The sequence below is a fragment of the Mycobacterium sp. IDUB_24 genome, assembly GCF_055419385.1.
Window position 1 is genome coordinate 420,893 of the sequence record NZ_JBVAXO010000002.1, and the last position, 19,192, is coordinate 440,084.

General features: G+C 67.6%; 16 protein-coding genes. 7 read left to right on the forward strand and 9 right to left on the reverse strand.

The annotated features are described in order from the left end of the window. The first annotated feature begins 67 nt into the window (after positions 1–67). Positions 68–619 (forward strand): RICIN domain-containing protein, encoded by a 552-nt coding sequence (locus ACZYZF_RS09620; protein WP_463835464.1) that lies wholly within the window; start codon positions 68–70, stop codon positions 617–619. Between the two features lie 20 nt (positions 620–639). Here ACZYZF_RS09620 and ACZYZF_RS09625 read toward each other — a convergent pair whose 3' ends face one another. The 4 genes from ACZYZF_RS09625 to ACZYZF_RS09640 all read right to left on the reverse strand — a co-directional run bounded on the left by ACZYZF_RS09625 (position 640) and on the right by ACZYZF_RS09640 (position 4,180). Next, the gene (locus tag ACZYZF_RS09625) at positions 640–1,020 is read right to left on the reverse strand and encodes a hypothetical protein (protein WP_463835465.1); all 381 of its coding nucleotides are present in this window, start codon (positions 1,018–1,020) and stop codon (positions 640–642) included. 3 nt (positions 1,021–1,023) lie between these two features. After that, positions 1,024–2,658 (reverse strand): peptide chain release factor 3, encoded by a 1,635-nt coding sequence (locus ACZYZF_RS09630; RefSeq protein ID WP_463745094.1) that lies wholly within the window; start codon positions 2,656–2,658, stop codon positions 1,024–1,026. A gap of 72 nt (positions 2,659–2,730) precedes the next feature. Then, the gene (locus ACZYZF_RS09635; protein WP_463805160.1) at positions 2,731–3,243 is read right to left on the reverse strand and encodes a DUF302 domain-containing protein; all 513 of its coding nucleotides are present in this window, start codon (positions 3,241–3,243) and stop codon (positions 2,731–2,733) included. Beyond that, positions 3,236–4,180, reverse strand: a complete 945-nt coding sequence (locus ACZYZF_RS09640) for a nitrilase-related carbon-nitrogen hydrolase (protein ID WP_463835467.1) — start codon at positions 4,178–4,180, stop codon at positions 3,236–3,238. The genes ACZYZF_RS09635 and ACZYZF_RS09640 overlap by 8 nt, the downstream gene beginning before the upstream one ends. 83 nt (positions 4,181–4,263) lie before the next feature. Here ACZYZF_RS09640 and ACZYZF_RS09645 point away from each other — a divergent pair, with 83 nt between their 5' ends. Together ACZYZF_RS09645 and ACZYZF_RS09650 are read left to right on the forward strand one after the other, a co-directional pair. Next, a complete protein-coding gene (locus ACZYZF_RS09645) occupies positions 4,264–4,797 on the forward strand; it encodes an LOG family protein (protein ID WP_463835468.1) in 534 nt (177 codons plus the stop codon). Positions 4,798–4,921: 124 nt separating this feature from the next. Next, positions 4,922–6,178 carry a L,D-transpeptidase gene (locus ACZYZF_RS09650; protein WP_463835470.1) on the forward strand — a complete coding sequence of 419 codons (1,257 nt, stop codon included), beginning with the start codon at positions 4,922–4,924 and terminating at the stop codon, positions 6,176–6,178. Between the two features lie 9 nt (positions 6,179–6,187). On the opposite strand, the gene ACZYZF_RS09655 is transcribed toward ACZYZF_RS09650, so the two are convergent. After that, positions 6,188–6,748: a TetR/AcrR family transcriptional regulator gene (locus ACZYZF_RS09655; protein ID WP_463835472.1), complete on the reverse strand. Its 561-nt coding sequence runs from the start codon at positions 6,746–6,748 to the stop codon at positions 6,188–6,190. Between the two features lie 76 nt (positions 6,749–6,824). On the opposite strand from ACZYZF_RS09655, the gene ACZYZF_RS09660 reads away from it, so the two are divergent. After that, complete coding sequence (locus ACZYZF_RS09660) at positions 6,825–7,706, forward strand: SDR family oxidoreductase (protein WP_463835474.1); 882 nt, start codon at positions 6,825–6,827, stop codon at positions 7,704–7,706. A gap of 11 nt (positions 7,707–7,717) precedes the next feature. On the opposite strand, the gene ACZYZF_RS09665 is transcribed toward ACZYZF_RS09660, so the two are convergent. Continuing rightward, entirely contained in the window at positions 7,718–8,359 is a 642-nt protein-coding gene (locus tag ACZYZF_RS09665) for a TetR/AcrR family transcriptional regulator (RefSeq protein WP_463835476.1), read from the reverse strand. A gap of 167 nt (positions 8,360–8,526) precedes the next feature. On the opposite strand from ACZYZF_RS09665, the gene ACZYZF_RS09670 reads away from it, so the two are divergent. The 3 genes from ACZYZF_RS09670 (at position 8,527) to ACZYZF_RS09680 (ending at position 11,050) form a co-directional block, all read left to right on the forward strand. After that, entirely contained in the window at positions 8,527–10,251 is a 1,725-nt protein-coding gene (locus ACZYZF_RS09670) for an alpha/beta fold hydrolase (protein ID WP_463835477.1), read from the forward strand. Positions 10,252–10,323: 72 nt separating this feature from the next. Further along, entirely contained in the window at positions 10,324–10,740 is a 417-nt protein-coding gene (locus tag ACZYZF_RS09675) for a hypothetical protein (protein WP_463835479.1), read from the forward strand. A gap of 160 nt (positions 10,741–10,900) precedes the next feature. Further along, a complete protein-coding gene (locus ACZYZF_RS09680) occupies positions 10,901–11,050 on the forward strand; it encodes a hypothetical protein (RefSeq protein WP_463745084.1) in 150 nt (49 codons plus the stop codon). Here the strand turns inward: ACZYZF_RS09680 and recD are convergent. The 3 genes from recD to recC are packed head-to-tail and all read right to left on the reverse strand — an operon-like array spanning position 11,047 to position 19,168. Next, positions 11,047–12,708, reverse strand: a complete 1,662-nt coding sequence (gene recD / locus ACZYZF_RS09685) for an exodeoxyribonuclease V subunit alpha (protein WP_463745083.1) — start codon at positions 12,706–12,708, stop codon at positions 11,047–11,049. The genes ACZYZF_RS09680 and recD overlap by 4 nt on opposite strands. Then, a complete protein-coding gene (recB, locus tag ACZYZF_RS09690; protein ID WP_463835480.1) occupies positions 12,708–15,962 on the reverse strand; it encodes an exodeoxyribonuclease V subunit beta in 3,255 nt (1,084 codons plus the stop codon). The genes recD and recB overlap by 1 nt, the downstream gene beginning before the upstream one ends. Beyond that, positions 15,959–19,168, reverse strand: coding sequence for an exodeoxyribonuclease V subunit gamma (gene recC / locus ACZYZF_RS09695; protein WP_463835481.1), 3,210 nt, complete (start codon positions 19,166–19,168; stop codon positions 15,959–15,961). Before recC ends, recB begins: the two co-directional genes overlap by 4 nt. Between the last annotated feature and the right edge of the window lie 24 nt (positions 19,169–19,192).

Genomic DNA, 19,192 nt, shown 5'->3' on the forward strand with positions numbered 1-19,192 from the left:
GACGGATTCACACCGTAGGTGTGCAGCCGAGCGCGCCCGACAACGAGTCAACACAGGGGGTATTGCCATGGAAACTTCATCTGGCCGACGTGCATTCGCCGGCGCGGTTCTGACGGGCGTGTGTGCGGTCGGGATGATGTTTGCGCCACCGGCGCAGGCTGGGTCCCAGAGAGCCAAGCTCGTCAACACCCAAACCGGTCTGTGCCTGACGATCGCCGGCGGGGTTAGCACCGAGAACAACGTCCCTGCGCTGCAGTTCACGTGTGACGACCATCCGTCGCGCCAGTGGATGTTGGACGATATGGGTGGCGGCACCGTGCAGATCAGAAATCTGCAGACCAACAAGTGCCTGACCATAGCCGGTGGGGTGAGCCGAGAGAACAATGTGCCTGCGCTGCAGTTCAACTGCGATGATCATCCGTCGCGCCGTTGGGTTCTGGACAATCAGGGCGACGGGACCACTCAGATCAGGAACGTCCAAACCCAGAAATGCGTGACGATCGCCGGCGGGGTGAGCCACGAAAACAACGTCGACGCCGTGCAATTCGATTGCGATGACCATCCGTCGCGGACCTGGCGCATCGTTCTCCAAGGCGGCGGACCGATCGACGACAACTGAGCGGCCTGAACAAAACCGTCCTACACGGCGAACGCCAACCAATAGCCGATCGGGATCGTCGCGAAGTACCCGAGGATTCCGACGGGGATACCGATCAGTGGTGTCCACTTCCGCCGTTCGGCGAATGCCGCGCCCGCGATGGCGGTGACGTTGCCGACGACCAGGCATATCCACGGAATCAGAAGCAGCGTGTTCTGGCCGGCCGCGGTCAGTTGGCACACCTTGTCGGTGACGCCCTCGTGGCAGGGGTCGGTCACCATGGCCAGCGGCAGCATCAGCACGACGGCAGCCGTCAACCCCAACAGGTCCATGGCCGTGACCAGCCCGACGAACCACACCCACTGCTTTCCCTTGGTGCCAGTGCTGGCGGGCGGTTCGGCAGGTGGTTGCGGGTCCGTCATCGATCAGCCTTCCGCGGCCACCAAGGACCCCAGCTTGATGTCGGGGTTGTCGCGCTGGAAACCCTCCAGCCGCCACGGCGTGGAGAACAGCACCAGCATGACGCCGTCACTGCGGGTCAACACCTCGGCCGACACCTGACGATTCACGAAGTCGGCGTCTTCAGGGGAGACAACCCGCGCAATCTGGTACGGCAGGTTCTCCAGTGCGATCGGTGCGCTGAGCTCGGCGGCCATCCGGTGGGCGGCGACCTCGAACTGCATCGGCCCGACCGCGGCGAACACCGGGGCCTGCTCGCCGCGCTTGTCCGAACGCAGGACCTGCACGACGCCTTCCTGCTCCAGCTGCTCGATGCCCTTCCGGAACTGCTTGTGCTTGCTCGGGTCGGTGCCGCGGGCCACCGCGAAGTGCTCGGGGGAGAAGCTCGGGATCGGCGGGTAGGCCACCGGGATGTCCCGGTACAAGGTGTCGCCGGGGCGCAGCGCCGCGGCGTTTGCCAACCCGATCACATCACCGGGCCAGGCATCGTCGAGCGTCGAGCGCTGCTGACCGAACACCGACTGCGCGTACTTGGTGACGAACGGCTTGCCGGTGGCGGCGTGGGTGAGCACGTCGCCGCGCTCGAACGTGCCCGAGACCACCCGCGCGTAGGCGATGCGGTCGCGGTGCGAGCTGTCCATACCGGCCTGCACCTTGAACACGAACGCGCTGAACGGGGAGTCCACCGCGCGGTGATTCCCGTCGACACCGACAGACCCACTGGGCGCCGGGGCCAACTCGACCAGTACGTCGAGCAACTGGTTGACGCCGAAGTTCAACGCGGCCGAGGTGAACAGCACGGGGGAGGATTCGCCGGACAGGAACGTCTCACGGTCGTAGTCGGAGCCGTCGATCGACAGCAGTTCGGATTCCTCGACCGCGGTGTCCCAGTCGTCGCCGGCGGCAGCGTGAGCGTCGGCGGCGGCGATGTGCTCCTCGGGCGCGGCGGTGGCCCCACCCGCGGTGCGGGTGAACCGGATGAACTTCTCGGCCCGACGGTCCATCACGCCCTTGAAGTCACCGGCGATACCGACCGGCCAGGTCAGGGGAGTGGTGCGCAGCCCGATCCGCTCGTGGATCTCATCCATCAACTCCAGCGCGTGCCGGCCCGGACGGTCCCACTTGTTGATCACCGTGATGATCGGGATCCCGCGGTGCTTACACACCTGGAACAGCTTCAGCGTCTGCGGCTCGAGGCCCTTCGCGGCGTCGATGAGCATCACCGCGCAGTCCACGGCAGTCAGCACCCGGTAGGTGTCCTCGGAGAAGTCCGCGTGCCCGGGGGTGTCGAGCAGGTTGATGACGCAGTCGCGGTACGGGAACTGCAGCGCCGTCGAGGTGATCGAGATGCCGCGGGCTTTCTCCATCTCCATCCAGTCCGACACCGTTGAGCGGCGGCCCGCCTTGCCGTGGATCGCGCCGGCCTCGGTGATTACCCGGGCGTGCAGCGCCAACGCCTCGGTGAGCGTGGACTTACCGGCGTCCGGGTGGCTGATGACGGCGAAGGTACGGCGACGGGCCCCCTCGGCGGAGATCCGGGCAGCTTGCGGGGTGTTGGAGGCGGGGGCCGCCAGGGCGTTGTCGAGGGCTTTGTCGGTCATGTCGATTAGCGATGGTATGGGCGTTTGGGGACAAACCAGTAATTGGGTGAGTTCGGGGGCCCCGGCCTTGCGCTACAAATCAGTGCTGGCCGCCGTTATCGCTGTTGCGAGGCCGGCCAACTTGTCGTCCAGGGCGGTGGCTGCCGCCAGCAGGGCCGGGTTGTCGTCGATCACCATCAGCGAGGACGGCACCACGTAGGTCAGCGCGCTGCGTCCGGTGCCTTCGGAAGTGAGCAGCAGCTCCACCGGGGCGAACAGGCCGGCGGTCACATCGTGGCGCAGCATCGTGATCGCGATCAGTGGATTGCCGATCACCACCCGCAGCGCCTGCCGATCGATACCGGCCTTGCCGATCCACCCGCCGTGATTCCATGCCGCGAACAACATGAACCCGCTGTCGCCGACATGCGACTGCACCGCGCGCTCGTAGGATTCCCAGCTTTCGTGCCGCGTCGCGATGTCATCGATCGGCACCGGGATGCTGCCGACGTCGGCCAGGAGAGCCGCGACGAGAGCGTCGAAACTCTTCGCGCTCTCATAACGCAGCCGCACTCCGCGGAATGGGATTTCCTGCCGCTCAGACATGATCGACCTCCACCCGCTGGTGCACATGGGCGGTCGGGGTGCGATCGATGAGCAGGCTGAGCAATTCCGGGCGGCTGTAGTGTCCGCGGGCGTCCATCTTCGACTTGCGTTGGTCGATCAGACTGATGTCGAGGTCGGCGATCACCTCGCCCTCGCCGGAACGCAGCGGCGTGCCGAGCAGTTCGCCCAGCGGCGACACGATCGCGGTGAACGATCCGCCGGAGATCGGGTCGATCGGCGCGCCCGTATCGGCCATGATCTGCGCCTGCTGATCGGCATCGAGCCATCCGGTGGCGTTGACCACGAAGCTGCCCGATTCGAGCGCGTGATTGCGAATGCTGATCTCCGTCTGGTCGGCGAACAGCGGACCGCCGAAGGAGCCTGGGTACATGGCCGAATGGATCTGCTCGCCGTCGGCGATCAACGCATAGCGAGCCAGCGGGTTGTAGTGCTCCCAACAGGCCAACTGCCCTACGCGTCCGACGGCGCTGTCGACTGCCCGCAGGCCCGAACCGTCACCCTGCCCCCAGACCATTCGTTCGTGGAAGGTGGGCGCGATCTTGCGCCGACGCTGCAGCAGGGTGCCGTCGGCATCGAAGAGCAGCTGAGTGTTGTACAGCGTGCCGCCGTCGCGTTCGTTCACGCCGATCGACACCACCACGCCGGCTTCCCTCGCGGCATCGGCGATGGTGTGCGTCGTGGCGGAGGGGACGGTTACTGCCTGATCCATCAGCCGCAGCTGCTCGACGCCCATCTCGAACGGGCGCTGCAGGAACGAGAAGTACGGGTAGTACGGCACGATCGTCTCCGGGAACGTCGCGAACTGCACGCCACGTCGCCCGAGGTCGGCGATCTTGTCGACCACCTTCTGCACAGTGCCCTCCCGGCTGTAGAGCACGGGACTGATCTGCACGGCCGCGGCTGTCACGATGGTCATGTTCAAAGCAGCACACGGTTTCACCGACTTATTCCTGAGTCTGGTTGACTAGACCCAGGGATCCAATCGAAAGCGCCCATGACGTGAACATCTGTGTCTTTCTGTCCGCCGCCGACCTCGATGAGCGCTACACCGAACCGGTGCGCACCTTCGCCGAACTCCTCGGAAAGGGAGGCCACACGCTGGTCTGGGGCGGGTCCGACAAGGGCTTGATGAAGGTTGTGGCCGACGGAGTGCAGGCCGGCGGCGGCCGGTTGGTCGGGATCTCGGTCGAGTTCCTGCGACAGCAGGCTAGGGCGGGAGCGGACGAGATGGTGATCACCGCCGACCTCTCCGAGCGCAAGGCACTGCTGCTGGCGCGTTCCGACGCGCTGGTGGTGATGGCCGGTGGGCTGGGCACCCTCGATGAAGCCACCGAGATCCTGGAACTGCGTAAGCACCGGCGCCACGACAAGCCCGTCGTGCTGCTGAACACCGCGGGCTTCTACGACGGCCTGGTGATCCAGCTGCGACGGATGGAGCAGGACGGGTTCCTGCCCGTGCCGCTGGATGAGCTGGTGTTTGTCGCCGAGGAGCCCGACGCGGCGATGGACTACCTCGAGCGGGCTGTTAGCTGAGGCATCGGCACCATCACGACTCGCCCACAACCCCGAGGCGTTGCGACGCGGCCGAAGCGGCCGGGCTACCATTGAGACACTGATCACGCCCTGATCAATTTGGCCCTCGCCGAACCACATTGGAGTGACGTTGACGTCTGTTCGTCGTGCCTACCTGGCGGTCGCACTTGCCGTGCTGGCCGTGTCGGGTGGTGTCGTTGTCTCGGCCCTGCCGGACTGCGCCGAGCATTGCCAGACGTTGGCAGCGGCACCCCCGGGTGCCCCGCAGCCCTCACCCACCGAGCCGGCCAAGTTGACCATCACTCCAAAGGTCGACGCCGAGGTCGACCCACTGGCCCGGGTCATGGTCACCGCCGACACCGGCACCGTGGCGCGCGTGACGATGCTCAACGACGCCGGCAAGGAGATCCCCGGCATCCTCACCCCCGATGCGAGGACGTGGAAGCCGACCACCACGCTCGGCTACGGCCGCACCTACACGCTGAAGGTCGATGCGCGTGGTCCCGGCGGCATGCCGACCCGCAAGTCCGTCTCGTTCACCACCGTCACCCCCGGCTACCAGGCCCGCGTCTACCTCAACGGCACGAACTACGCCCCGCTGCAGGACGGCGCCACCTACGGCGTCGGCACGGTGATCGTCGCGCGATTCGACGAACCGATCACCGACAAGGCCACCGCCGAGAACCGGATGAAGGTCATCACCGAACCCAAGGCCGTCGGCGCGTGGAACTGGATCGACGACCAGACCGCGCACTGGCGGCCCGAGAAGTACTACGCGCCGGGCACGAAGGTCACCGTCGACGCCGGCATCTACGGCGCCAAACTCGGCGACGACCTCTACGGCGCCCAGGACGAGAAGGTCTCCTTCACCATCGGCGCCTCGCACGTCACCATCGCCGACGACACCGACAAGCAGGTCAAGGTCTACGACAACGGCAAGCTCGTGCGCACCATGCCGACCTCGATGGGCATGGGCGGCACCGAGACCATCGGCGGCACCACGATGAGCTTCTGGACCCCGCGCGGCATCTACACCGTGATGGACAAGGCCAACCCGGTGATCATGGACTCCTCGACCTACGGTCTGCCCGTCAATTCGCGGCTCGGCTACAAGACGACGATCCCGTGGGCCACCCGCATCAGCATCGACGGCATCTATCTGCACCAGCTCAACGCGACGGTGTGGGCACAGGGGAAAACCAACACCAGCCACGGCTGCCTCAACCTGAACGGCGAGAACGCCGAATGGTTCTACAACTTCTCGGTGCCCGGCGACATCGTCGAGATCCGCAACACCGGCGGTGACCCGCTCAAGCCGACCAACAACGGTGACTGGTCCGTGCCCTGGGCCGAATGGGTCAAGGGCAGCGCGCTGCGCTGACTTTTGCCGCTATACGGCGAGGGCTTTCATTTCGTCCATTGTCGACGTGACGATCTCGGCCAGCCCGGCGTCTGTGCTGCCGTGCACCCATCGACCGAACGCGACTTTGAACACCGCCATGCCGGTCTCGGCCGCCAAGTGTGCGGGCCCGTCGCCGATGCCGCGCCCACGCAACGCCTCGGCCATCTCGGTGGACAGCGTGGCGAGCTTGCTCAGTTCGCGCTCCTGAAGCGCGGGGTTGGCGTCGATCACGGTCTGCCGCCGCAGGGCGTGGTCGCGTCGGCCGTCGAACATCGGTCCGAGGGCGGTCAATGCGGCACCGACGACATCAAGTGGTGACGTATCGGCCGGGGCATCGGAGATGGCAGTGACCAAGAGTTCGGTGAGCATGGCCTGCCCGCCGAACAGTGCCTCGCGCTTGTCGGCGAAGTACCGGAAGTAGGTGCGCTCGGTCAGCCCGGCCCGCTCTGCGATTTGGGCGACCGTGGTTTGGTCGAACCCGCGCTCGAGGTAGAGCTGCAGGGCCGCCTCCTGCAGGCGGTCGCTCGCGTTGGGCTGCCAGCGGCTCATGGGATGTGATCCTAGGGAATGTCAGCAACTGTCATCGCGTTCCCAGTGATGACAGTTACTGACATCAGGAGGATTCATGAGGGTTTTCGTCACGGGTGCATCGGGTTTTGTGGGCTCTGCGGTGGTTCGGGACCTCATTGCCCACGGCCATGAGGTCGTCGGCCTGGCGCGTTCCGACGCCTCGGCTGACGCGCTCAGCGCGACCGGAGCCTACGTCCATCGCGGCGATCTGAACGATCACGACAGCCTGCGGGCTGCGGCCGACGCCAGCGATGGCGTCATTCACCTGGCCTTCCATCACGACTTCGACAACTTCGGCGACGCCGGCGAGCTGGACCGCCGCGCCATCGAGGTCCTGGGCACGACCCTCGCGGGCTCGGATCGCCCCCTGGTCGTCACCTCCGGCGCCGCCGGCCACAGCGCCGGCCGGCTCCTGACCGAGAACGATGCGTTTCAACCCGGCCTGCCGCGGCACTCCGAGCCCGCGGTGCTGGCCTTCGCCGACAAGGGGGTGCGCGGCTCGATCGTGCGGCTGTCACCGACGACGCACGGAGAGGGTGACCACGGGTTCGTTCCCCGGTTGATCCAGATCGCCCGGGAGAAAGGGGTCTCGGCCTACATCGGCGACGGCACCAACCGGTGGCCGGCCGTGCACCGACTCGACGCCGCGCCGTTGTTCCGCCTGGCCGCAGAACAGGCCCCCTCGGGGACTGTCCTGCATGCGGTGGCCGAAGAGGGCATCGCGGGCCGCGACATCGCTACCGCCATCGGCCGCCATCTCGAACTGCCGGTGACCTCGGTTCCGGTCGAGCAGGCCTTCGACCACTTCGGGTGGATCGGCGGCATGTTCGCCCTCGACGTACCGACGTCCAGCGCGTTGACGCGCCGGCGATTCGGTTGGCAGCCAACCGAAGTCGGGCTGCTCGCGGATCTCGACCGCGGGCACTACTTCGGCTGAGCGACGCGCGCTCAGAAGACCCGACGCGGCGGTGGCGGCTTCTCCACGATGGCCGGCAGGACGAACGTCTCGATGTAACGCCGCGCCACCGCAGCGTCGTTGCCGACCGGCACGGCTTTCACCAGGAAGCCGAGCGCAGTCGCGATGATGAACTGCGCCAGATCATTCGGGTGCACACCAGGCCGGAATTGAGTGGCGCCGTCGGCGAGGACGCCCTCGACCGTGGTGGTCACCAGATCCGTCAGATCAGTGTCCTTTGCGATCAATGACGCAATGGTGCCGTCGGGCGTTTGGTCGGCGATGGTGTTGAGCAGCGGATCGGCGACCAGTTCGGTGGCGACGATGACCATGCTCTCGACCAGGAGGTCGATCGGCCCTGCGCCCTCGGGCATGCGCGTCAGGATCGAGGCCATGTGCCTCTGGGTGGTGCGCTGCACCATGGCCGCGATCAACTCGTTGCGGTTGGCGAACTGACGGTAGATCGCGGTACGCGAATAGCCGGCCTCGTGGGCGATAACCTCCATTGTCGAGGCCCGGTGGCCGCGGGTGACGAACAGGTGCTCGGCGGCATCCATCAACACCTCGCGAGCCTGCTCGGCGCTGTTACCGCCGCCGACCGGGCGCCCACGGGATCGGCGTTCTGGTGCTGACAATCGACTATCCTGCTCGGCTGCGTAAATGGAGCTTCAGTATGCCCGACGGGCGCAGCCGCCTTGACATTAAAGAAACATTATCGCCAATTTGTCGCATTTCCCTGCGGGCCGCTGATCGCGCCGGTTAGCGTGCCTGCGTGACCACACGGGGGCGGACAGTTCATGCAATGGCGACGACGGGGTGGGGCGTGCTGGTGGTCGCGCTCTGGATGGGCTTGCTCGTCGGAACGGTCTCGACGGTCCATGCCGATCCCGGCCGCGATAAGTCAACTACGCAGTCCGCCAACGGCTCTGGTGCATCGGCGAAGCAGCGAGCCCCGGTGTCCCGAGTGGGCCCGCGCAAGGAGAGGCTGCGCCGGACCGATAACGCAGCGGTGCGTCAACGCCCGCGGTTGTCCCTGCCGGGGCGTTCCGACGTGCGTGGGCTGGTCGACGATCTCACCACCCACGCACGTACCGCACTGACCGACCTTGCCGACCGGGCGCCGAACCTCCGGTCTGCACAATCACTTTCGCGGCCCAAGGAGACGGCGAGGCGTGACACCGTCGAGCGCTCCGAAGCCGCGGTGCCTGCCATCGCGGTGGCCGACAAGGCGCCGGATATCGCCGACGCGATCGAAGCGATCACCCGTCCGGCCCAGGTAAAGGCGCCGCCGCCGGCAGAGGTCGGCACCGTCGTCGACCAGGTGACCCAGGGCCGTAGCCTGCTCGGCGGAATCGCCGATCGGATCGCGAACCCGGTTGCGCCCCAGGTCCACCAGGCCGTGAAACCCATCGCCGCCATGACCACCCCGATCACCGCGCCGCGGTCGGTGCCGTTGGTCAACATCGTCGGCTCGCTCGTGTTCAACGTGGTCGGCGCTGCCCTGCAGGTTTTTTCGGGCCCGCCGGCGCTCCCGCCCGGCAGCAACGTCACCGTCCGCACCTCGACGTTGGACATGCCGGGCACCAACCAGACCGTGCGCGCCGACTGGTACTTCCCCGAAGATCCGGACTCCGCCACCGGCGTCATCTACCTGCAGCACGGATTCATGGCCACCGGCCCGATGTACAGCTACACCGCGGCCTACCTGGCTGAGGAGACCAACAGCATCGTCGTCGTCCCGACGTTGTCGTCAAACCTGTTCGACCCCAGCGGCGAATGGATCGGCGGCGAACCGATGCAGCAGTCCGTCGCCGACCTGTTCGCCGGCGGCAGGCCAGAGCTGACCGCGAGCGCCACTGCGGCGGCCGGCCACCCCGTCACCCTGCCGTCTACGTTCGTCCTGGTCGGCCATTCCCTGGGCGGGATGCTGGTCACCGGCGCCGCCGGTCGCATGGTCGACAACGGCGCGGTCGACAACCTGGCCGGGGTGGTCCTGCTCGACGCGGTGGATACCCACAACGACATGCCTGAGGCGCTGAATGGCCTGAGTGGCGCCAATTACCGTCCGGTGCTACTCATTTCGTCCGAACGGTATGTGTGGAATCGCAACGGCACCGTCGGGGACGAACTGCAGACCGCCCGGCCCGGGCAGTTCAACGGCGTCATGCTGGTCGGTGGGCGGCACATCGACGGGATGCAGGGTGCCAACGTCATCCTGCAATTCGCCGAGTACCTCATCGCGGGCTTCTCGCAACCGCAGAACACCGAGGCGGTCAAAACCGTTGCGGCCGGCTGGATCAACGACATATACCACGGCACGAACACCGGTGTGTACGGTGCGCCGCAGGAGAGCATCGACATCCCGACGTCGTCGGGCACCGCCACCGCGGTGGTGCTGCCGTTCACCTCGTCCGACCCGGTACAGGCGACGCCGTGGGACGGGCTGGTGGCGCCGATCCTGGATGCCTTGTTCCAGTACGCGGTGTATGAACCGCTGGCCGGACAGTCGGTTCCCGTGACCGTCTGACGCCAGAAATCGGTGCCCGCGGCACCACGGATCCGCCTCTATCCTGGTGAGGACACCGAACCGGGGGGTGCTGTGGAAGAGACACCACCAGAGGAATACCCGCACGAATGGGTCGACCGGTACGGCCCTCAGGCTTATGCGCCGCAGGGCTGGGTCCAGCCGCCTCCCACTGGTCGGCACGATCAACTCGTGCTGGCCCTCCGTTGCCTCGCCGGAGTGATCGGTGCAGGCGCTGTGCTGTTCTGGGCACTGATCGTTTTCGGGATGCTGAGTTCGGCCTTCGACACGAACCCAGCCACCGATCCGCACGGCTACGGAATCGTCTTCGGCGTTCTCATCTCCGTGCCATTGAGCCTTTTCTGGGCCCTTGTGTTGCCGTTCGCCGCACCCAGACGCTGGTGGGGCCGCGCGTTTGCGATCTCGTTGCTGACGTTTGTGGCACTGACCGCGCTGGTGTTCTGGGCGCTGAACGTGTCGGGCGCCGGGTAGCGCCGCCTCCGAGTTCGCTGGCATGCGCTGAACAAGGCATATACCAAGCTCAGCTATACATTTTGCCGCGAAATCGTTAACCGAATTGGTGCCTCGTCTGTATGTGATTCAGCCCACGGACGATGTACATTGTGATCGCTGTCATACGAAAGGGCGGTCCATGTTTGGAGCAATTGTTGGGGCACTCCTGCTGGTGCTCGGCATCGGTGCGGTCGCCGGCGTCGTGGTGGCAGTGGCAATGGGTCTTCCCACCCTGGCACTCGTAATCGGTCTCATCTCCGGCGCATTTTTCGCCGGACGTGCCGTTTAGAGCTTCAGCCGCTTTCGCAGGCCGGTCGCTCGGACTGCCTGCCGGGCGATAGCCGCGCTAATTTCCGCTTCGGAACCCACGACGCGCACCCGCGTCTTGGCCCGGGTGACCGCGGTGTAGAACAACTCCCTCGTCAACAACCGGGAGTCTTCCGGCGGTAGCAGCACGGTCACCTCGTCGGCCTGGCTGCCCTGGGATTTGTGGATCGTCATGGCGTGCATGGTCTCCACCTCGGTGAGCCGGCCGGTCGCGAATGACGCGGACCCGCCGACGGTCCCACCCACGACGGCACGCAGCCCGTCCGGAGTGGCCACCGTGACGCCCGTGTCGCCGTTGTAGACCTTGAGCCCATAATCGTTGGTCGTCACCAGGATTGGCCGTCCCACGTACCACGACGCCCAGGTGGGCTCACCGGTCGCCTCGGCCAGCCACCGCTGCACCTGACGGTTCCACTGCGCGACACCGAACGGACCGTGCCGGTGCGCACACAACAACCGATGCTCGTCGAGGATGTCCAGCGCCGCGGCGGCGTCCCCGAGAAGCGCTGCCTGCCGAAGTGCAACGGCGTGTGGCACAAGCACTTCCCGCAGCCGCTCGCCCGCATCGGCGGACACCCACTCGACATGCTCACCGCCGGCCGCCAGCACCTCCACCGCACCCGAGGCGTCCCCGGCCCGGATTGCTGACGCCAGCGCACCGATCGACTCGCCGAACCGGTGCGAGGTTTGCAGCGCCGCCACCCCGCGCGACCCCAGCCCGTCGACCAGGTCGGCCAACACCGCCCCGGCCTCCACCGATGCCAGCTGATCGGGATCGCCCACCAGCAGTAGCCGGGTCTGCGGACGCACCGCCTCCAACAGCCGGGCCATCATGGTCAGCGACACCATCGACGTCTCGTCGACGACGATCACGTCGTGCGGCAGCCGATTCGCCCGGTGATGCCGGAACCGTGACGAAGTGTCCGGACGCGACCCCAACAGCCGGTGCAACGTGGTGGCCTGAAGCCCCGAGATCCGTTGACGGTCCACGGCGTCGAGCCGGTTCACCTCGAGCTGCACAGCCTCCTGCAGCCGGGCCGCGGCCTTACCGGTCGGCGCGGCCAGCGCGATCCGCAGCGACGGCCGGCCGGCCAGAGCGGACTGCTCGGCCAACAGCGCCAACAAGCGCGCCACCGTGGTCGTCTTTCCGGTGCCCGGCCCACCGGTCAGCACCGTCAGTCCTTGCGACAACGCCACCTTCGCCGCGGTCCGCTGCTCCTCGAAACCCGGTGGGAACAGCCGCGCCACGTCGGGGACCGCGCCGTCGCGCTGGGCACCCACCAGCGCCAGCACGTCGTCGCACACCTGCTGCTCCTCCAACCAATACCGGTCGAGGTAGAGCAGATCCCCGAACAACCGCAGTACCGGGGGAGTGCCCAGCAGCGGGCTGGCCGCCACGGCCGCCAGCCACTCGTCGACCGGCGGCCACGGCAGATCGGGTAGCTGGGCCTGCTCGGCCACCGCGCGTAGATCCACACACACCGAGCCGCCGCGCAGCGCCCGCACCGCCAGGGCCAGAGCCAGGGTGACCAGCGGATCGGCTTCCTCCGCCAGCGTGCTCAGCCGTTGGGCCACCTGAACATCAGCGGCTTCCAGGATCTCGGCGAAGGCGTCCAACATCACCGGGCCCCCTGATCCAGTAGCTCCGACATCGCGACGACCAATCCGGCCGGCGGTTCCCAGCTGAACACGCCGGCCGGGTGTCCGTCGACGACGGGCGTCTGCGCCCCGCACATGCCGCGGACGAACAGATACATCACCCCGCCCAGATGCGTGCCCGGATCGTAATCCGGCAGCCGCCAGCGCAGGAACCGGTGCAACACAACGCTGTACAACAGCGCCTGCAACGGATAGTCGGAGTGCAGCATCGCCTCTGCCATCCGGTCACGCCCGTAATCGGCCGCGGTCAGCGGCGCGTCGCCGGTACCCAGCCAGTTGGTCTTGTAGTCGACGACCACGAAGCGTTGCCCGATCCGCAGCACCACATCCACCGAACCGGACAGGTACCCGCGCAGCGGCTGGCGACCCAGCAGCCCGGTCGACAACCGCTCGGCGTAGACGGCCATCGGATCGTCGGCAGGCAGATGCGCATCGAGCAGTGCCCCGATCTCGGCCAGCCGCGCGAACTCGCCGCCGCGCAGATCGCCACCGGCCATCGGGAACTCGAAGTCCAACTCGCACAGCCGGTCCGCCAACCCGATCTGGCGCAGCGTCATGCCAGGCGCCAACGGCCCCAACGGGGTGTCGTGCATCGGTAGCAGGGCGGCAGCCAGCTCGTCGGCCTCGATCTCGACGGGCCAGCGGGCCGCGTGGCGTCGTACTTCGGCCCGTAGCTCGGATGTCAGATCCGCGGCGAGCGGATCGGTGGTCTCCAGCACCGCGTGCACGAGCGACCCGAACGCGGCCCCGGCCGGCAACGACGCCATCGGGGAGGGAACGTCGGTGCCCTGGGTTGGAGCGACGACGGTGATGTCGGTCGACTCGTCGTCGAGCTCGGCGACCTCGGGCTCGCTGGACACCCCGGAGTTCCCGTCATCTTCGGCTGCCCGCAGCAGCCCCGAGTACGACGTACGGCGCCAGGCGGTGTCGATGGAGCGGTGAAAATGCCTCGCCGCCAGCCCATCCGGTATCGTGTGCGCCGGTACCGGGACGACCGCACCGATCACCGACTCCTCCAGCACCGGACCGCCCGCGGCCTCCCAGGCCCGCAACCAGGCCAGCGCATCGTCATCGGAGATCCTGGCCGGCGCGCAGCGGTCGGGCACCGCGGACTGCCCGGGCACGCGGCCCCGCAGCAGGCGCGACAGGCCGCCGTTCGGCTCGTCGTTGGACGGTGCCCACCACGCCACCACCTGCGACTGGGCCCGTGTCATCGCCACGTAGGTCAGGCGGCTGTCATCGGCGGCAGCCTCGGCGCGGCCGGCGCGGGTCACCGCCGGATCGGGGCCGCCGATCTGCAGGCACCGCACCCCGTTGTCGTGAAACAACACCAGATCCGGTTCCGGGACATACCGGTTGAACGCGAACGGCAGGTACACGATCGGGAACTGCAGCCCCTTGCTCACCCACACCGTCATGATCTGCACCGCCGCCGCATCGCTGTCCAGGCGCCGGTTGCGCTCGGACGCGCCACCGCCCTCGGCGCGCTGGGTGCGCAGCCAGTCCCGCAGTGCGGGGAGCCCGAAACCCTCCCGGTGTGCGGTGTCCCCGAGCAGCTGGGTCATGTGGGCCAGGTCGGTCATCGACCGCTCCCCGCCCTGCCAGGACAGCACTCGCCTGCCCATACCGGCCAGCTGCGCGGCCTCGAAGATCGCCGCGACACCGCGCTCGCGGGCATGGCCGGCCCAGGTGCGCAGCGTGTCGGCGACCCGATCGGTCAACGTATCACCGCCCTCGGCAAGGGTTTCCGCGGTCTCGCCGAAGAACATCGTGGCAGCCGCGGCGCGTACCAACCCGGGACGGTGAGGCTGGTCGAAGGCCTCCAGCAGATACAGCCAGTCCTCGGCCGCCTCGGAATTGAACACGTCCGAATCCCCGGTGTAGACCGCGGGGATGCCGGCGTCGAGCAGGGCGGTGTGGCAGGCCCGGGCGTCCTTGTGGGTCTCGACGATCACCGCGATGTCGCCCGCCTCCAGTTTCTGGCCGGCGTAGCTCGCGTTACTGGCCAACAAGGCTCCGATGTCAGCGGCCAGGTCCCTGCCGATGTGGTGGCGCAGATCGGCGATCGGAATCACCCTGGTACCGGTGCGATTCCGCCGCACCACCCGCAGCCGGAACGGATCGTTGTGCGGTGCCCCGGCCAGCCGATGCCCTTGGTGGTGTGCCTGTACGTCGTGCACCACGATATCGGGACCACCGAGTTCGGCACCGCGCAGGACCGCCTGCAACCGGTCCACGAGCACACTGTCGCTGCGCCAGTTCGTGCCCAGGGTCTGCTTGTCCCCGGCGGTCGCCGCGGCCCGCAGATACGTATCGATGTCCCCACCACGAAACGCGTAGATCGCCTGCTTGGGATCACCGATGAGGATCAGCGTGGACCGCCCGGAGAACGCCCGCTCGATCACCTGCCACTGCACCGGGTCGGTGTCCTGGAACTCGTCGACCATCACGATCGGCCAGCGCTGCGCCATCCGTACCCGTGCCGCCGAATTCTCGGCGGCCAAGGCACCGGCCAGCCGGGTCAGCAGATCGTCGTAACCCAGCACGCCGCGGCGACGCTTGCGAATCTCCAACTCCGCCAGCACCGCCCGCGCGAACGCCACCCGAATCTCCGCCGGGGACTCCGGTTCCGGGTCCAGTGGCCGCAGCTCCGTCGCCGGATTGGCCACCACCACCCGGGCCAGCCGCAGCGCCTCGGCATACCCGAGCTCCGGGGTATCCCGCTGAGCGCCGAAGTGGGCGAGATACAGATCGTCCACGATCTCGCACACCAACTCGTCAAGGCTCTCGACCAGAGTCACACCGGAATCGCTGTCTCCGGCCACACCAAGGGATTTCAGGACGATTTGGCAGAACTGATGCGTGGTGGCGATCGTCGCCGCGTCGAAACCGGCCAGGGCGTCGCGTAGCCGCTGCCCGCGGGCCTGCTGATCTTCGGCGATCAGATACTGGAGTAGATCGTTGTCGGCGCGTGACGGATCCTCCAGCGCCGCCAGGGCGCCGACGATCTGGGCGCGCACGCGCTCCCGCAACTCCTGACTGGCGGCCCGACCGAAGGTGATGAGCAGCATCTGATCCAGCGTCGCCGCACCTTCGGCGACCAAGCGGGTCACCAGCCCCGCCAGCGCGAAGGTCTTGCCCGTGCCCGCGCTGGCCTCCAACACCGTGGTGCTGTTGGTCCGCGGCAGCGGGCCGGTCAGTTCGAAGACGTTCACCGGCCCGACCTTCCGGCCTGGGCGCCGGCCTGCAGGACCGGCAGCCACAGCCGCTCGGAGTATTCACCCAGACCGACCAGCCGGCTCAGCGGTGCGCCGCGACCCCAGGCCCGCACATGCGCGGGCGCCTCATCCTCGCCGGGGAATCTGCTGCTGCGCCAACGGTAAGCGGCCTCACGCTCCGGGTCGTCACCGGCGTGACGCGCTGCCGCCCACGCATAGGAGGTCTTGATGGGCAGCGGCAACGGCTCCCGCCGGCCCGCGTCATAGATGGCCACCAGATCGGCCAGCAGCCCCACCGGATCGTCCGGGCGGCCCAGCCCTTCGATGCGCGGCGTGTCGCCGCGCCGGGGGCGCCCGATGCACACGGCCGACCAGTCACGGTCGGGATGCCCGGCGGCCAACGCCAACAACGGAATCCACGACTGCAGCAGGTGCTTGCCGTCGAGCTTGGAGTAGGTCACCGACACCATTCGGTCGCCGAAAACGGGCGAGACAGTTCCGGTCAACCGGCGTCCGGTACCCACGTCGATGTCGACGTCATAGGCCTGCGGGTCCGCCTCCCGATACCGCAGCGCCTCGATGGCCAGCAGCGCACACTGATCACGCAGCACGATCGCACGGCGCCAGCCCAACTGGCCCGGCGGCAGGGTGCCGCGCCGCCACTCGGCCTGCTGGGCGTCGGCCGGGGTCATGCCCCGCATGATGTCGCCGAGCATGCGATCGCCGACGGTCCATTCCTCCAGCGCATCGATATCGACCGGCATCACATCCGACACCCCGTCCACATCCCAGGGCAGCGTGTAATCCAGCGCCCGGAAAAAGCCCTTCACCGGATCCCTGAAGAACGTGACGAGATCCTCCAACGCGACGTCCCCGGTGCGTGGCGCCGGAAGTCGGCGGGCGAAGAACGGTGGCCGTTCCGCCCGCTGCCCAGCGCTGGCCTGCGCTGCGGTCAGCACCGTGGGATCGAACGTGAACGGCCCGTCGGGCACCAGTGCACCCGGCGTGACGTTGCGAATATCGAAGGGCTGCAACGGGTGTGTGGTGACGACAGCCACCGGCTGCTCGGCGGTGGTCCTGAGCGTATCCAGCAGCTCGGCCAGCGGCACCGCCGGCGGTCGGGGCTGCCCGGAGTATTCGTTGGCGCCGGTATAGGTGACCACGAGGGTCTGGGTGGCCGCGCCGATCGCGTCGAGCAGCAGCTGCCGGTCCTCCGAACGGATATCACGTTCACCCGTGCGCGGGTCGCGGGCCAGCACGTCGTCGCCGTCGACGGCTCCCAGCCGCGGAAACACGCCGTCGTCCAGTCCGACCAGGCACACCACCCGGTGCGGAACCGAGCGCATCGGCACCATGGTGCATACCGTGAGGGTTCCGGTGCGGAAGTTGGCCCGCGTCGGCCGGCCGGCCAGATGCCGATCCAGAAGCGCTCGAATATCGCTGAGCCGCAGTGGCGTTGCTGCCGCCCCCGTGGCCTCGCCGATCTCGGCGAACTCGCGCTGCACCTGGGCCGCGGGCCACTCCTCGTCGGAGTACGCCAGCGCCTCGATCCCGGTGGCCAGCGCCGACAACCACTCGTCGAGAGGTCGGACGCCGCTGAGCTGACGGACAGTGTGGCTGAGCTTTTCGACAAAATCGGCGAACCGGCCGGCCAGCTCGACCCGGTTGCTGCTGACGTCGTCAAGCGGCAGTGTGGTGCCCAGCCAGGCGTGCGAGTCATCGGACATCGCCACCCCGGCCAGCACCCGGTCGATCCCGAAACGCCAGGTGTTGTGCAGGAATTCGACACCGTACGGGCTACGGTGCTCCTGGTCGAAACCCCACCGGATGTTGGCCTCACGCACCCAGGCGGTGATGGCCTCCAGATCGTCGTCGGAAAACCCGAACCGGGCCCGCACCGGCTCTGACTCGGCCAGGTCGAGCACCTCGCTCGCGGTGGCCCGCCCACCGGCCAGCGTCAGCACCGACGCGGCCACCGACAGCAGCGGATTCGTCTGCACCAGAGCGCGATCGGCCAGCCGCACCCGCAGCTTGTGCGCCGGATGCGCGCCGCGCACCACATCGCCCAGCCCGAATCCGGCCGTGATCAACGGGGCATAGGTCTCGATGTCGGGGCACATCACCAGGATGTCGCGGGGTTCCAGGGTCGGATCGTCGGCGAGCAGGCCCAGCAGCACCTCCCGCAGCACCTCGATCTGCCGGGCCGGACCGTGACAGCTGTGTACCTGCACCGAGCGATCGTCCCGCCGCGGCACCCGTCCGGCCGGGCGAACCGCGTTGGCGGCGATGTCGGACTGCAGCCACCCCAGCACGGTATCGGGCTCAGCTATGCCGCCGCCGGTTCTGCTCAAGTATTCGTCGGAGTCCGGGACGGGAAGACTGCGCTGCAACTCCCGAAGGTCGCGGCCCAGGGTGGCCAGCAGCGGGTGGCCCACCTCGCGGTGGCTGTTGTCCTCACGGCGGGGGATCGGGCCGGTGTGCGCGGCCAGTGAATGCCACAGATCATCGCTGGGATGCGGCAGCCACAGGTGCAGATCGTGATGCGTCGCCAGCGCGGTGAGCAACTCGATCTCGGTGACCGGCAACCGGGTGTGCCCGAACAGGGACAACCGCTCCGGCAGATCACTGCGCGATTCGGCGAGCCGGGCAAGGGTTTTCGCCTGCCGCAGGTGCGGGGGATCGGCGTCGATCCGCTCGAGCAATGCCCGCCACAGCGGTGCCTGCCAGGACAGGTCGTCGGGCAGCTCCGCCCAATCGACCAGCAGTTGCGGGCGCTGCCGCGCATAGGAGGCGAACAGTCCGGCCAACCGTCGGGCCACCGCATAGCGCCGGCCCTGACGCAGCTCATGCTCGTCACCGGTCTCGAAATGACCGAGGTGAGTGGCCACCGGCGCACACCATGGTTGATCCAGGTTGTCGTCGATGACCGCCAGCAGTGGCCAGGCCATCGCATCGGCCGACCACGGGTCGTCCTCGGCGGTCCCGGTCAGCTCGGCGATCAGCGAACGCGGATTGCGGAACTCGACCGCCGCGCACACCCCGAGCCGGTTCGACAACCGTTGACTCAGCCAACGCTCCACGCCCTTGGCGGGCACGAGCACCAGCTCCTGGGCGAACGGGTCAGCCGGGGGATGCGACAGCAGATCTGCCAGCCCGTCGGCGAGCAGATCGGTGCGCTCGGCCCGGTGCAGGTGCAGTGCCATCGAAAGACACGATAGGAGACCCGG